Here is a 14586-nt window from a genome sequence, read left to right as displayed (position 1 = left end):
GCCGGACGGCCCGCCCGGCCCGGTGCCGGACGGTTCGACCGGTCGTGATCCGGGCGATTCAGCCGGCCCGGTGCCGGCTGAGGAAGCCGGCGAACTCCTCCAGGGAGATCAGTCCGTCGCCGTCCACGTCGATCCTGGCGACGGCCGCCTGGGCCGCCTCGGGGGTGATCGGCTCGCCGAGCACCTCCATGAGACGGCTCAGCTCGGGGATCGAGATGAGGCCGTCACCGTCGACATCGACGATCTGGAACGTTGTCGCGTAGTCGTCCGCCACGATTGCATCCGCCTTCCGGCAGCAGGGAAATCAGACGTCACGCACACTAGCGGGATCCGGAACGATCACCGGCGCGAGGCCGGAGGATTCCGCCCCGCGACTCCCGCCGCCTCCGCCTGCGCGGATCCCGGCACCGCCCCGTGAATCCCCGCACCGCCGCCTCCGCGACTCCCACCGCCTCCGCGTCGTGAATCCCGGCGCCGTGGGAGACCGTTCGCGGGCGGAGGCTCAGGCCCGTACGCCAGACATCGCCCGGCACGCCTCGGCGCACATCCGGCAGGCGTCGGCGCACGCCTTCATCATCGAGTCGCTGGGCATCGACATGCACGCCTCGGCGCACCTGGTCGCCGCCTTCGCGCACATGGCGGCCATCTCCATCGCCATCGGCGACTGGCGCATCATCATGTCCGCGCACAGACGGGTCATGTCGGCGCAGTCCATGAGCGGGCCCATCATCGCCATGTCGGCGTGCCCGCCTCCCTGCATGAGGCAGTAGGTCATGGTCTGCTCGCACCGGGTGTGGCTCTCCATGCACGCGTCCATGCTCTTCTGGATCTGAGGGCTCATCTTCATCGTGTGGCTCATGTTCTCTCCCCGTGGTCGGTGGGCCGCGCCGCTGCGACGGCCGGCGATCTCGCCACCCCTGTTCTGCCCCCGGCACCCGAACCGTCCCGCCGGAAATGACACCTTTTATCCACTGTGGCGGGATTTTTAGGAACAAATTCCCTCATCACCGGTCGGGTTAGAGGGTTGACGGGTACACGCCACGACGGCCCCGTTCCCGGCCGCGAGCACCCCGCCCGGCCCTCGCCCCGGCCCCCGGCTCGGCCCGTCCCCGGCCACGACACGCGAGGCGGGGACGGGCAGGGGACGGGCAACGGGCCGGAGCGGGGAGCGTACCCGTCAGACCACCGCGCCCGACCCCTCGCGGGGGCGGGCCGGCCGGCGGCCCTTGGGCCGGGGCGGCACGCCCGGACGGCGGTGCTCCAGATCGATCGCCAGCGGCCCCGCGACCAGCGCCGAGGAGAGCGTCCCGACGACGATCCCGATCAGCAGCGCCACCGCGAAGTCGGTCAGCGAGTCGCCGCCGAGCACCGCCAGCGCGGCCAGGATGAACAGCGCGCCCAGACCGGTGTTGACCGTACGGGGCACGGTCTGCAGGATCGCGGTGTTGACCACCTCGCCGAACGCCGCCTTCGGCCGCGCCCCCCACAGCTCGCGGACCCGGTCGAAGACCACGACCTTGTCGTTGACCGAGTAGCCGACCACGGTGAGCATCGCGGCCAGGAACACCCCGTCGATCGGCTTGCCCAGCCACGCGAACGCGCCGATCACCACGGCCGCGTCGGCGACCAGCGCCAGCACCGTCGCCAGGCCGAACGTCCAGCGGAACCGGAAGGCCAGGTAGCCGAGCTGCGCCAGGAGCGCCACCCCCAGCGCGATCAGCGCGTTGCGGCGCAGCTCCTCTCCCAGGCTCGGCCCGATGAGCTCGTCGCGCTGCTTGACGACCTGGGCGCCCCCGCTCTCCAGCGCGTTCTCGATCCTCACCACCTCGGCGGGGCTGATCTGGCCGGTCCGCACGGAGATGCCGTCGTCGGAGGACTGCACCACCGCGTTGGGGAAGCCCGCCCGGCCGACGAGCTCGCGGGCCGCGTCGGCGGTCATCGGGGTGCTCGTCGAGTACTCCACGAGCCGGCCCCCGGTGAACTCCACGCCGAAGTCGAGCCCGCGTACCGCGACCCCGGCCACGGACGCGGCCACCAGCACGCCGGTCACCGCGTAGTACACGGTGCGGCGGCCCATCAGGTCCGGCCTGCGGGCGTTCAGCCAGGTACGGACGCGCCCGATGCCCGCCAGACCGGTGATCCTCGGCCGGGCGGCCACGGCGGGAAGGCTCACCGCCCACTGCGCCAGGACGCGCGTGATGACCATGGCAGTGATCAGCGAGGCGATCACGCCGATGCTCAGCGTGACGCCGAACCCGCGTACCGGCCCCGAGGCCAGCATGAACAGCAGCGCCGCGGCGAGCAGGGTGGTGATGTTGGAGTCGGCCACCGCGCTCCACGCGTTGCGGAAGCCCTTCTCCAGCGCGCTCCGGAACACCGGCTCGGCCGCGTACTCCTCGCGGGCCCGCTCGAAGACCAGCACGTTGGCGTCGACCGCCATGCCGATGGCGAGCACGAAACCCGCCAGCCCCGGCAGGGTGAGCGTGGCGCCCAGCCCGACCAGCGCCGCGTACGAGATGAGGGCGTAGCAGGCCAGCGCGACGGCGGCGAGGAGACCCACCAGGCGGTAGGTCACGATGATGAACAGCGCGGTGAGCGCGATGCCGATGACCGCCGCCTGCGCGCTGGCCGCGATCGCCGCCGAGCCGAGCGTCGGGCCGACGGTCCGCTGCTCGATGATCTCCACGGGCACCGGCAGCGAGCCGCCCTTGATCAGCAGGGCCAGGTCCGCGGCCTCCTCGGCGGTGAAGTCACCGGTGATCTGGGTCGAGGCGCCGGGCAGGCCGACGTTGCAGGCCACGCCCTCGTTCACCTGCGGCGAGACGATCACCTTGGAGTCGAGCACGATGGCGACCCTGCGCTTGGGATCGCCCGGCTGGGCGCAGGCCGCCTCGCCGGTCAGTTTCGCCCACGCGGCACGGCCGCTGTCACGGAAGTCGACGGTGACGAACCAGCCACTGCCCTGCTGGGGGTCGATCCCGGCCGCGGCGTCGCCGACGCCGTCGCCGGTCAGCGCGGCCGGCCCGATGAGCACCGGGAGGCCGCGGTCGTCGGGCAGGATCTGCTCGCCCTTGCCCGGCTTGGTGCCGGACGCCGGGTCGGGGGCGCCCAGCACCGGGTGGAAGGTGAGCTGCGCGGTCTTGCCGATGACCTCGGCGGCCTTGGTCGGGTCCTGCACGCCGGGCAGTTCCACGATGATGCGCCGCTCGCCGGAGCGGGCCAGCGGAGCGTCCGCCACGCCCAGGGCGTCGGCGCGGCGGCGGAGCACCTCCAGGGTGCGGTCGGTGGCCGCGGCGTCGGCCTTGACGGTCGGTGAGTCCCTGGTCTCCAGGACGAGCTGGGTGCCGCCGCGCAGGTCGAGGCCCAGGCGCGGCGACATGGTGAAAGCGATGAAGAGCGAGGCGGCGATGACGGCGAGCGCGGTCACCGCGCGTACCACCGGGGCACGCGACATGAAAGCCTCCACAGGCTTGGACGTGGGAAACGTCTCCGGAACGGCTCGTACGCGTCCGAAGGGACGGCTTCGAGTACGGCTTCGGGTACGGCTTCGGTACGGCTTCGGGTACGGCGAAGGCACCCCGGGCAATGCCGGGGTGTCTCAGCTCGCTGTGGAGGCGGGTGGTGCGCGGCCCGGCCTGACGAGCAGGGCCGCGAGGGAGCGGGTGCCGTCGTCACCGGCCGGGCGGGAGCCCGTACCGGAGAGGGAGACGGGACGCCACGGGTCGGACGGCGGGATCGCGGACGAGGCGCCGTTCCCTCCGCCCGTGCCGATCCCGAGACCGGCGAGGGCGGTGACCAGGACGCCGCGCCCGCCGTCGGAGACCGGGCGGGAGGAGAGGTGGTGATCGCCGGAGGGCCGGGCCGCGCTCGGCTGCCGCGACGAGGAGGCGACACCGGCACCACCGGCACCACCGGCGCCGACGGCGCTGACCAGGCGGGTCGCGCCGGCCACACCGCCCGCTCCGCCGGAGACGAGCAGCGGCAGCAGCAGCGCGAGCAGCCAGCCCAGAGGCGCGCTACGCCGTGGCTGCCGCATGATCCCCTCCTGCCGTCCCGTCCACGGTAGCCGGTCGGCGGCCCGCTGACGCGCGATCATCCCCGGACCCGCCGGGACGCGATCGCTCCCGGACGCCCTCCGGAGCGGGGCCACGTTTCGAGTCCCCGGGAGCGCGATCCTCCGGACCCGCAGGAAGTGCTCATAAACGTGCCACGCCGGGGTAGGGCGAGCGCATGCGAATGACCTACACGGCCGATCTCTGGTGGAAGAACGCCGTCGTCTACTGCCTGGACGTCGAGACGTACAAGGACGGGAACGGGGACGGCATCGGGGACTTCCGGGGCCTGACCCAGCAGATCGATCACCTCGACCGGCTGGGGGTGACCTGTATCTGGCTGATGCCCTTCTTCCCCAGCCCGAGCCGCGACGACGGCTACGACATCAGCGACTTCTACTCGGTCGACCCGCGCCTGGGCACCCTGGGTGACTTCGTGGAGTTCATGCGCACCGCCAGGGACCGGGGCATGCGGGTGATCGCCGACCTGGTGGTCAACCACACCTCCGACCAGCACCCCTGGTTCAAGGAGGCCCGCGCGAGCAAGAACTCCGCCAAGCGCGACTGGTACATCTGGCAGGACGAGCCCGGCCCCGTCGACCCCAAGGCCATCGTCTTCCCCGACAAGGAGGACAGCCTCTGGGAGCTGGACAAGAAGACCGGCCAGTACTACTACCACAGCTTCTACAGGTTCCAGCCCGACCTGAACACCGCCAACCCCGAGGTCCGCGACGAGATCGCGCGCATCCTCGGCTTCTGGATGGAGCTGGGCCTGTCCGGCTTCCGGGTGGACGCGGTGCCGTTCCTCATCGAGGGCATCGGCGGCGACCCGCACGAGTTCCTCGCCGACCTGCGGGCGTTCATGAACCGCCGCGACGGCTCCTCGATCCTGCTGGGCGAGGTGAACCTGCCCTACCCGGACCTGATGAAGTACTTCGGCGACGCCGGCAACGGCGACGAGATCACCATGTGCTTCGACTTCATCGCCATGCAGCGCTTCCACCTGGCGATGGCCCGCGAGAACCCGGAGATCCTCGCCGACGCCCTGCGCGACCGGCCCAAGCCGCCCGACGACTCGCAGTGGGCGATGTTCGTCCGCAACCACGACGAGCTGACGCTGGACAAGCTCACCGAGGCGCAGAAGCAGGAGGTCTTCGACGCCTTCGGTCCGGACAAGGACATGCAGGTCTACGACCGGGGACTGCGCCGCAGGCTGCCCCCGATGCTCGGCGGCGACATGCGCCGCCTCAAGCTCGCCTACAGCGTGCTGTTCTCGCTGCCGGGCACGCCGGTGCTCTTCTACGGCGAGGAGATCGGCCTGGGCGAGAACCTGGAGGCCGAGGGGCGGATGGCGGTCCGCATCCCCATGCAGTGGTCCTCCGGCGGCGGCTTCTCGCCGAACCCGAAGACAAAGGTGGCCACCCCCACCGGCGACTTCGGCCCGCAGAACGTCAACGTCGAGAACCAGCGCCGCGACCCCGACTCGATGCTCCGCTGGGTCATGCTGCTGATCGAACGCTACCGCGAGTGCCCCGAGCTGGCCTGGGGCGAGTACACCATCCTGGACGCGGGGGACACCGCCGTGCTGGCCCACCGGGCCGACGCCGAGGGCGGCACCGTGGTCGCCGTCCACAACTTCGCCGGGCGCAAGGCGGAGGTGGAGCTCGTGCTGGAAGGGCTCGAACACTGCGAGATCCTGGTCGACCTGCTGGTCGACGGCACCATCGACCTGCCCTCCGACGGGAAGGTGAAATTCACCCTGGAGCCGTACGGGACGCGCTGGTTCCGCTCCTCCGTCCCCGAGGCGGCCCCGGAGGACACCTCGGCCAAGCGCTGACGCCGTGTGTCGGGCGGGCGTGCAGGGCGTTCTCTCGGTCATCCTGGAGAGCATGAGCTCCACCATCCCCGCGCGCCCGGCCCCGGCCCCTGCCCGGCCCTCGGCTCCGGCCTCGGACCTGGCTCCGGGTCATGACCCGGCCCCGGAACCGTCCCCGGTGCCGGGTTCGCTCTCGGCGCCGGGCCCGAGGTCGTCGCCCGCCTACGTCTACGACCTGGCCGAGCTCGACGCCCACGTCCGCGCCGTCCGCGCCGCGCTGGGGGACGTCGAGCTGTACTACGCGGTGAAGGCCAACCCCGACCCCGAGCTGCTGCGCACGCTCGTCCCGTACGTCGACGGCTTCGAGGTCGCCTCGGGCGGCGAGCTCGCGCACGTCAGGGAGCACGCCCCGCACGTGCCCGTCGCGCTGGGCGGGCCTGGCAAGACCGACGCCGAGCTGCTGGCCGACGTCACCCGGCTGCACGTGGAGAGTCCCGGAGAGCTGCGCCGGTTGCTCGCCTCCGGCCGCCCCGCCGACGTGCTGCTCCGGGTGAACCTGGACATCGCCGTCGAGGGGGCCGCGCTGGCGATGGGCGGCGGCGCCACGCCGTTCGGGATGGACCCCGCGGGCGTCGACGAGTGCGTCGCGCTGCTCGGGTCCCAGGAGGCCGTACGGCTGCGCGGTGTCCACGCCCACCTGGCCAGCGGGCTCGACGCCCCCCGCATGCTGGAGCTGGCCGCGGCGATCCTGGACTACGCGCGGACGCTGGGGGTCACCGAGATCAACCTCGGCGGCGGCATGGCCGTCTCCTACACCGACCCCGGCGACCGGTTCGACTGGGAGGCCTACGGCCGGGGGCTGGCCGCCCTGCGCCGTCCCGGCGAGACGCTCCGGATCGAGCCGGGCCGGTCGCTGACCGTCTACTGCGGGCGCTACGTGACGCACGTCATCGACGTCAAGCGCGTGCACGGGGAGCTGTTCGCGATCGTGGCGGGCGGGACCCACCACCTGCGCACCCCCGCCACCAAGGGACACGACCAGCCGGTGCTCGTACCGCGGACCGGTGAGCCGATCACGATCGTCGGCCAGCTCTGCACCCCCAAGGACGTGCTGGCCCGCCGCGTCCCGATCGCGCTGAAGGCCGGGGACCGCGTCGAGTTCACCATGGCCGGCGCCTACGCCTGGAACATCTCCCACCACGACTTCCTGATGCACCCCCGGCCGGTCTTCCACTACCTGAACGGCCCGGACTCGTCCTGACCCGGCGGGCCCCGCGGCGCCCGGGGAGGCGGGCGGAATTTGAACGTTTCATCCCTCTGGCGGTGAACGGCCAGCTCACCGGTCCCGGTCCGGGCATCACTGTTGTTCCTGACAGGAGGTTAGGAGATGGTGGGCGCCCGTATGCACCCCGAATCCCAGGAGGAGACCCGTGCAGACGCCCCCCCGCACATTGCTCCGAAGTCTGCTCGCCATCGTGGGCGCGCTGGCGCTTCTCGTCACCGCGCTGGTCGTACCCGCGTCGGCGCACGGTTCGGTGAGCGATCCCCCGACCCGCAACTACGGCTGCTGGGAGCGCTGGGGAGGCGACTTCCAGAACCCGCAGATGGCCACCCAGGACCCCATGTGCTGGCAGGCCTGGCAGGCCAACGTGCAGGCCATGTGGAACTGGAACGGCCTGTACCGCGAGGGCGTGGCCGGTAACCACCAGGCGGCCATCCCCGACGGCCAGCTCTGCAGCGGCGGCCTCGCCGAGGGCGGCCGCTACGCGGCGATGGATGTCCCCGGAGCGTGGAAGACGGTCGACAAGCCCGCCCGCTTCACCCTGAACCTCCTCGACCAGGCCCTGCACGGCGCGGACTACATACGCGTGTACGCGACCAAGCAGGGATTCAATCCGAAGACACAGCGCCTGGGCTGGGGTGACCTGGAACAGGTCGGGCAGACGGGCCGCGTCCCCACGGGTGCCACGACCCCCGTCGAGGTGAACGCCCCGGGCCGCACCGGTCACCACATCGTGTTCACGATCTGGCAGGCCAGCCACTCGGACCAGTCGTACTACTTCTGCAGCGACGTGAACTTCACGGGCGGCCCGACCCCCACCCCGACGCCGACCCCCACCCCGACTCCCACGCCCACCCCGACGCCCACCCCGACGCCCACTCCCACGCCGACCCCCACCCCGACCCCGACTCCCACCCCCACTCCCGGACGGGGCTGCTCGGCCACCTACCGGGTCGTGTCCACCTGGGGCGGCGGCTTCCAGGCCGAGGTCAGCGTCGTCGCCGGCGCGGCCCCGATCTCCGGCTGGACGGTCGGCTGGACGTACGCCGGCGGGCAGACGGTCAGCTCGGCGTGGAGTGCGACGGTGACGAGCAGCGGATCCGCGGTGACGGCCCGCAACGTCGCGTACAACGGCTCGCTCGGCGCCGGGGCCTCGGCGACGTTCGGCATGCTCGTCACCGGCACGCCCGGCACCGCGCCGGCGGTGACCTGCGGTTCCGCCTGACGATCCGGAGAGCGGTGCCCGCGGCTCCACCCGGTCCCCCGAGGGGACGGTGGAGCCGCAGCCCCCGGGCACCTGAAGGCTCGCGCCCGTCCGCCGGTCGTCCCGGCGGGCGGGCGCCTGCCGTCCGGCCGTCCTGGCGTCCGGGCGGGCGCCATGCCGTCCGTCGTCTTCGCGAACGGTGATCCCCCGGAATCCTCTACGACCTGAGGATGAGAAGGTCGGGCTCACGGACCGATGAGAAAACCGGCGCGAACGGGGACGCTGGAGGCATGAAAACGACACGATGGTCGGGTCTGGCCGCCCTCGCGCTGGCGGGTGCCCTCGTCGTCACGTCATGCGGGCGGGACACGAGCACCGCGCATCATCCGACTGCGTCTCCGGCGTCTCCGGCGTCTCCGGCGTCCCCCGCATCCCCGGGTGCCGCCGCGCACTCCGGCCACGGGACGAACGCGGCCCCGCCCCCGGCCGCGCCGCTGCGCGACGGGGAACGCTTCGTCAACCTGACGCTGCCCAAGCCCTACACCCCGGCCGCGCCCCCGGGAGCGACCGACGAGTACCGCTGCTTCCTGCTCGACCCGGGCCTGAGCGCCCCGGCGTTCCTCACCGGCAACCAGTTCCTGCCGCAGAACACCGACCTCGTCCACCACGCGATCGTCTACGCGGTCGACCAGGGCGCGGCCGAGAAGGCCGGCACCCTCGACGCGAGCACCCCCGGCGAGGGCTGGACCTGCTTCGGCGACGCCGGGATCGAGGACGGCACGTGGATCGGCCACTGGGCGCCGGGCGCCGACGAGACGCTGCTCACCCAGAAGGTCGGCCACCCGGTGGCCGCCGGCAGCAGGCTCGTCCTGCAGGTCCACTACAACCTGCTCGCCGTCCAGGGCGGGACGACGGGCAGCGATCAGTCGGCCATCCGCCTCCGGTTCGCCGACGGGGCGTCCAAGCTCACCGCTCTGGAGACCAGCCAGCTCATCGCCCCCATCGAGCTGCCCTGCACCGAGCGGGAGTCGGGCCCGCTGTGCGACCGCGACGCCGCCGTCGAGGACCTGGGCCGGCGCTTCGGCGACCAGGCGAAGGAGGCGCCGGCCGGGCTCGCCGAGATGTGCAACGGCGGCACGCCGCCACCGCCGGGCGACACCCAGCACTGCGAGGTGCCGCTGCCCGCCGACGGCACGATCTACGCCCTGGCCGGGCACATGCACCTGCTGGGCCGCTCCATCAAGGTCGAGCTGAACCCCGGCGGCCCCGGCGAGCGAGCCCTTCTCGACATCCCCCGGTACGACTTCGACGAGCAGGCCATCCGGCCGCTGGCCAAGCCCGTCACGGTCGAGAAGGGCGACCGCCTGCGGGTCACCTGCACCCACGACGCGGGCCTGCGCGCGATGCTGCCCGCCCTGAAGGGCTCGACCCCGCGCTACGTCGTCTGGGGCGAGGGCACCGGCGACGAGATGTGCCTGGGCCTGGTCCTCTGGACCCCGGGCGCGTAGGACGGCCTTACGGCCGGAAAGCCCGCCCCGGTCAGGGAGGCGGCCTCCTTCCTGACCGGGCTTCGGTTAGGGAGGAGGCGCCGAATGATCGTATGCTGCCCTTCGTCGTTTTCCGCGCAGCGTCCAAGGGAGAGCCCGCCGTGTACAAGGAGTTCGCGATCGAGGTCGTGGTCTGGCTGATTCCCGTCGCCGTGCTGCTGGGGCTCGCCTTCATGATCACCGCCTGACCCCGGGCCGGGGTCAGTGTTCGGCCAGGACGATCACCGAGTCGCCGGGGCCGAGCCGGATCGGGTGTGACTTGTCCGGATTGAGGACGACGCCGAAGTGCGGCGCCTCGTTCAGGTGATCCGCCAGGCGGTAGCCGATCGCGGTCTCGCCCCGGCGGCGGGCCGACTCGATCACCGAGGCGAAGTCGACCGGTGCCCCCGGACGGACGTACCGTTCCGCCGGACGGGGGTAGATCTCCGAGCCGCGGGGGTCGAAGAGGCAGCCGAACACCCCGGCGAGGTGCCGGTTCTCGGCGAGCTGCGCGAGCAGCAGGCCGATCACCGTGTCACTGATCACGATGTCGTCGGCCTCGGTGACCTCGGCCAGGCTCCGGTTGTGCTCGTCGTGCATCTCGCTGACGATCGAGTAGTGCTCGTTCAGGATGGTCTGCATGTCGCGCAGGTGGAGCAGGGTCGTCAGGGTGCGCATGTCCGCGTGGCCGGGTTCGTAGCGGTCGTCGGACAGCACGATCACGTGCTCGTAGAGGCCCAGGCCCAGTGACTCGAGCGCGTAGCGGTCGGCGGTGTCGCACTCCTTGACGTTGACCGTGAGGTTCTCCAGCCCCTCCCGGCCGGCCGTCGCCCCGGGGTGGTCGGAGGCGATGTCCAGCACGGAGCCCGGCGCGACGTAGGCGTCGAGGTAGCGGGCGATCCGGCGGCCCCGGCCGTTCCAGTTGAGGATCAGGGTGCGCTCGGGGCCGGGACCGGTGTGCTCGTAGGAGACGATCGCCTCCTCCCGGGGGCCGGGCATGCCCTCGGCCAGGTGGATCACGGAGTCGTCCTGGGCGATGACGATGATCTCGTCCGAGGCGGAGACCACGGTGTCCGAGGGCGGGTTCAGCATGACCTCGCCCGCCCGGCGCAGCCCGATCACCGTGGCGGTCTGGTAGGCCTGAAGCGCCGTGCCGTACGTCGTCCCGGTGAGGTCCGGGTCCGAACGCAGGTAGATCTCGGCGCCGGTGAAGTCGAGCAGGTCCATGCAGACCACCGAGACGCCCGACTGCCGCGACGACTGCACGATGAGCCGGGAGGCGGTGTCGTCGGAGTCGACGAGGTTGACGTCCGGGCCCCCGGCGAGGCGGGCGGCGGCCATGTTGGAGCTCTCGGCGATGGCGGCCACCACCGGCGGGTGCTCACCGGCACGCCTGGCCAGGGCGAGCAGCGTCTTGATGACGTGCGAGTCGGGGTCCTCCCCCTGGGGGGAGAGGACGACCACCGAGCGGGCCGTGCCCAGGCTCATCAGGTCCAGGTCGGTCGGCTCGGAGGGGCGGCCGGTCCGGCAGACCAGCCGGGTCCTGCCGGTGTCGCCGACGAACCGCCGGATCTCGTCCTCCATGGCGAGCTTGTCCCTGTCGGCGAGGATCGCGATGACCGACCCGCGGTCGCTCGCGTGGGCCTGGACCAGCTCGCTGATGATCGTGAAGATCTGCTCCGACCAGCCCAGGACCACGATGTGACCGGTCTCGATGATCCGCGACCTGCCCTTGCGCAGCTTCTCGAACCTGCCCATCAGGCCGCCCGCGAGGACGCCGACCAGCGCGCTGACGACGAAGATCCCGCCCAGCGAGGCGACGAACATCAGGGCGACGAACGGCGCGCTGCCGGTGTCGGTGGCCACCTTGCCGGGGCTCAGCGTGCGCATCAGCGTCATCCACAGCATGCCCGGGGCGCCGTGGTGCTGCGCGGCCTCGCGCGGGGTCAGCCACAGGGCCCCCGCGGTGACCAGCAGGATCAGGCCGATCGAGATGAGGGCGAGCCACCCGATCAGAGCGGTCGTGCCACGCGACATGGTGTTGTCGAACCAGTAGCGCAGCCGCTCCCGCGGTGTCCCCCGCCGTGCCATGAATCTCCCCCCGTGAGTAAAACGTTGTCAACGATCGCATGGAATCGTAGGCCACCACGGGGGTTCGGGAATCTGACCGCGACCGGTCGCCACCGGCCGCGACGCCGCGCGACCCGTCAGGGGAGCTTGGTCCAGGGGCCCGGGGCGTGCTCGCCCTTCGGGATCCACAGGGCGGGCTGGAGCTCGCGGAACCGGGGGGCGCAGCCGTCGTTCCAGGGGAACCGTCCTGCGGCGTCGGGCCAGACGATCTCCATGAACGGCAGCGGCGGCCGCTGGTAGAAGTGCAGCGCCGTGCCGAACAGCGAGCGGTACCAGCTCGTGTCCACCGTCTTGGCGACGACCGGGTAGTTCCTGATGACGTCGTCCCGCTCCCGGCCCTCGACCAGGTGACGGCCGGCGGAGATCTCGTCGGCGAGCGTGCCGAGGCAGTTGCCCATCACCTCCAGCCTCAGGCCGAACATGGCGACCTCCGGGGAGCGGAGCGTGTGCCAGAGCCCGACGGTGAACGCCCAGCCCGGCCCGTCCGCGTCCTCGGGGATCATGACGACCGCCCATCCCCGGTCCTGGACGCTCCGTATCGTCCGGAGATCCGCCTCGTCGAGCTCCACCTCGCGCTTGACGCACAACAGACAGTGACAGACAGGCTGGTCGAACATGTATCGAGCGTAATGCGCTGTAGGCATTTAGGACGCGTTGCGAGCTTTTAATAGGACAGCAAAATCCTCGCCGCGACGGCCGGGCTGCTCGTCGCGATGCCCGGAACCGGGCTCCTCGTCGCGGCGGCCGGAACCAGGCTCTTCATCACGGCGGCCGGAGCCGGGCTCCTCGTCATGAGGGCCGGAACCGAGCTCCTCGTCGCGGCGGCCGGAGCCGGGCTCCTCACAGAGATCCGAGGCCCTCCGGAGGGATCCGCTCCGCCGGGGCCCGCCGCACCCGCCCGCCCGTCCGCCGCACGGCGGTCCGCGCCGGAGGGGCCACCGGCCCCGCACCCGGCGTTCCCGCTCCCGGTGTCCTCGCGGCCGTACGCGGCCTTCCGGCGCCCTCGACCTGCAGGCCGACCGCGTGCGCCACCTGCGACGGCGAGAGCTGCGTCGTGTCCACGACCTTCCCCTCGCGGATCAGCCACGGCAGGGCGTCGAGGTAGTCCGGGAGGTGGTCCAGCCGCCACTGCCGGGCCTCGGGGTCGGCGGTGTCCTCCTCGATCCGCCGGGTCAGGGTGGCCTGGTCGGTGTGGAGCACCACGTGGTGGACGGGGATGCGGGACCGCTCCAGCCGGGCGCGGATCTCCGTCCAGTACCTCTCCACGAGGACCGTCTGCGGGACCACCAGAACCCCTCCGACGTACGCCAGCAGCCGCCGCGCGGTCTCCACGACCAGGCCGCGCCACGGCGGCCAGTCCTGGAAGTCCCCGACGGGAGGCAGGTCGGGGACGTGCCGCAACATGACGCCGACCTGCTCAGGGTCGAAGAGCCGGGCCTCGGGGATGACCGAGACGAGTTCCCGCGCGGTCGTCGTCTTGCCCGCGCCGAATGTGCCGTTCAACCACACGATCATGAATCGAGGGTAGCCACCCCGCCCGCCCGTGTCGTACGGGAATGCCGGACTCGCATGTCCGCGCCGACGGCCGCCCGCGTCCGGCGTGACCCCGCCCACGGCCTTACGGACCCCGCTCCGGCCCCTGCCGCGACGCGGTGATTATGCTCGTCACAACCGTGCTGAGCTGCTCGAACAGTGTCGCACCCACCTGGCCGAGAGATCGCCGTGAAACTCACAGAAGAACTGCTCACCCTGCTGCGCCGGCCGAGCACCTGCTACCTCGCCACCTCGATGGCCGACGGTTCGCCGCAGCTGACCCAGACCTGGGCCGACACCGACGGCGAACACGTGATCATCAACAGCGTGCAGAGCCACCTGAAGACCAGGAACATCGAGCGCGACCCGCGCGTGGCCGTCGCCGTCTCCGACCCCGCCGACCCCTCGCGCTACGTCCAGATACGGGGCCGGGTGGTCAAGGTCACCACCGACGGCGCGGTCGACCACATCGAGATGCTCGCCCAGAGGTACCTCGGCACCCCCTACCCCTGGTACGGGGGCCGCGACCAGGTGCGTGTGATCTTCGTCATCGAGCCCGAGAAGATCAGCGCCATGGGCTGAGGCTCCGGCCCGCCCGCGCTCCGGCCCGATGGCGCCTCCCCGTCCGATCACGCCCTGATCCGATCACGCTTCGATCCGGCCGGCCGGCCGGTGGCTTCGGCCACGGCGGCCCGGCGGGTTCACCTCTCGGTGCGGGCGAACAGTTCGAGGTGGAAGCACCGGGTGCAGCGGAAGGCCTCGACGTCCCAGCGGGCCTTCCCGAAGCGTTTCACGCCGAACAGGCCACGCTCGATCGGCCCCGCGATCCAGCGGGCGTAGCCGTAGGCGTGCTCCCCGGAGTCCTCGACGAATCCCGGCTCCAGGTCGGTACTGTCGCACTGCGTGCATCGCATGCCCGTATTGTGCCAATTTTCTCCCTCTGCATCGCGGCGTCCGGCGAAAAAACACCGAGGCGACCTTCCCGGTCCGGATCGCGCCGGAGCCCCCGGCCTCGTCGGAGAGTCGCCCGCCACCGTCGCGAA

General features: G+C 71.7%; 14 protein-coding genes. 6 read left to right on the top strand and 8 right to left on the bottom strand.

Annotation, left to right across the window (positions count from 1 at the left end; all coding sequences use genetic code 11):
• Positions 1 to 58: 58 nt before the first annotated feature.
• The 4 genes from ACLQ2R_RS34565 to ACLQ2R_RS34550 all read right to left on the bottom strand — a co-directional run bounded on the left by ACLQ2R_RS34565 (position 59) and on the right by ACLQ2R_RS34550 (position 4036).
• The gene (locus ACLQ2R_RS34565) at positions 59 to 274 is read right to left on the bottom strand and encodes an EF-hand domain-containing protein (RefSeq protein WP_425965620.1); all 216 of its coding nucleotides are present in this window, start codon (positions 272 to 274) and stop codon (positions 59 to 61) included.
• Positions 275 to 502: 228 nt separating this feature from the next.
• The gene (locus ACLQ2R_RS34560) at positions 503 to 859 is read right to left on the bottom strand and encodes a four-helix bundle copper-binding protein (protein ID WP_425965619.1); all 357 of its coding nucleotides are present in this window, start codon (positions 857 to 859) and stop codon (positions 503 to 505) included.
• Positions 860 to 1177: 318 nt separating this feature from the next.
• Positions 1178 to 3454 carry a protein translocase subunit SecD gene (gene secD / locus ACLQ2R_RS34555; RefSeq protein ID WP_425965618.1) on the bottom strand — a complete coding sequence of 759 codons (2277 nt, stop codon included), beginning with the start codon at positions 3452 to 3454 and terminating at the stop codon, positions 1178 to 1180.
• Between the two features lie 144 nt (positions 3455 to 3598).
• Complete coding sequence (locus ACLQ2R_RS34550; protein ID WP_425965617.1) at positions 3599 to 4036, bottom strand: hypothetical protein; 438 nt, start codon at positions 4034 to 4036, stop codon at positions 3599 to 3601.
• Between the two features lie 194 nt (positions 4037 to 4230).
• Between ACLQ2R_RS34550 and ACLQ2R_RS34545 the strand changes: the two genes are divergently transcribed.
• The 5 genes from ACLQ2R_RS34545 to ACLQ2R_RS34525 all read left to right on the top strand — a co-directional run bounded on the left by ACLQ2R_RS34545 (position 4231) and on the right by ACLQ2R_RS34525 (position 10089).
• Positions 4231 to 5889: an alpha-amylase family protein gene (locus tag ACLQ2R_RS34545; protein ID WP_425965616.1), complete on the top strand. Its 1659-nt coding sequence runs from the start codon at positions 4231 to 4233 to the stop codon at positions 5887 to 5889.
• 52 nt (positions 5890 to 5941) lie between these two features.
• Positions 5942 to 7129 (top strand): alanine racemase, encoded by a 1188-nt coding sequence (locus ACLQ2R_RS34540; protein WP_425965615.1) that lies wholly within the window; start codon positions 5942 to 5944, stop codon positions 7127 to 7129.
• Positions 7130 to 7298: 169 nt separating this feature from the next.
• Positions 7299 to 8375, top strand: a complete 1077-nt coding sequence (locus tag ACLQ2R_RS34535) for a lytic polysaccharide monooxygenase auxiliary activity family 9 protein (RefSeq protein ID WP_425965614.1) — start codon at positions 7299 to 7301, stop codon at positions 8373 to 8375.
• Between the two features lie 269 nt (positions 8376 to 8644).
• Positions 8645 to 9862 (top strand): monooxygenase, encoded by a 1218-nt coding sequence (locus tag ACLQ2R_RS34530; RefSeq protein WP_425965613.1) that lies wholly within the window; start codon positions 8645 to 8647, stop codon positions 9860 to 9862.
• A gap of 92 nt (positions 9863 to 9954) precedes the next feature.
• Positions 9955 to 10089, top strand: a complete 135-nt coding sequence (locus ACLQ2R_RS34525) for a hypothetical protein (RefSeq protein WP_362811892.1) — start codon at positions 9955 to 9957, stop codon at positions 10087 to 10089.
• 13 nt (positions 10090 to 10102) lie between these two features.
• On the opposite strand, the gene ACLQ2R_RS34520 is transcribed toward ACLQ2R_RS34525, so the two are convergent.
• The 3 genes from ACLQ2R_RS34520 to ACLQ2R_RS34510 form a co-directional block, all read right to left on the bottom strand.
• Positions 10103 to 11971: a CASTOR/POLLUX-related putative ion channel gene (locus ACLQ2R_RS34520; RefSeq protein WP_425965612.1), complete on the bottom strand. Its 1869-nt coding sequence runs from the start codon at positions 11969 to 11971 to the stop codon at positions 10103 to 10105.
• A gap of 116 nt (positions 11972 to 12087) precedes the next feature.
• The gene (locus ACLQ2R_RS34515) at positions 12088 to 12627 is read right to left on the bottom strand and encodes a DUF4262 domain-containing protein (protein WP_425965611.1); all 540 of its coding nucleotides are present in this window, start codon (positions 12625 to 12627) and stop codon (positions 12088 to 12090) included.
• A 223-nt stretch (positions 12628 to 12850) separates the two neighbouring features.
• The gene (locus ACLQ2R_RS34510) at positions 12851 to 13525 is read right to left on the bottom strand and encodes an AAA family ATPase (RefSeq protein WP_425965610.1); all 675 of its coding nucleotides are present in this window, start codon (positions 13523 to 13525) and stop codon (positions 12851 to 12853) included.
• Positions 13526 to 13732: 207 nt separating this feature from the next.
• Between ACLQ2R_RS34510 and ACLQ2R_RS34505 the strand changes: the two genes are divergently transcribed.
• On the top strand, positions 13733 to 14125 hold the full coding sequence (locus tag ACLQ2R_RS34505; protein WP_425965609.1) for a TIGR03618 family F420-dependent PPOX class oxidoreductase: 393 nt from the start codon (positions 13733 to 13735) through the stop codon (positions 14123 to 14125).
• Between the two features lie 119 nt (positions 14126 to 14244).
• On the opposite strand, the gene ACLQ2R_RS34500 is transcribed toward ACLQ2R_RS34505, so the two are convergent.
• Positions 14245 to 14457 (bottom strand): hypothetical protein, encoded by a 213-nt coding sequence (locus ACLQ2R_RS34500; protein WP_425965608.1) that lies wholly within the window; start codon positions 14455 to 14457, stop codon positions 14245 to 14247.
• Positions 14458 to 14586 lie beyond the last annotated feature (129 nt).

This window comes from Streptosporangium sp. DT93 (genome assembly GCF_049844535.1).
Lineage (GTDB): Bacteria > Actinomycetota > Actinomycetes > Streptosporangiales > Streptosporangiaceae > Streptosporangium.
This window is presented reverse-complemented; position numbering and strand designations above follow the sequence as displayed.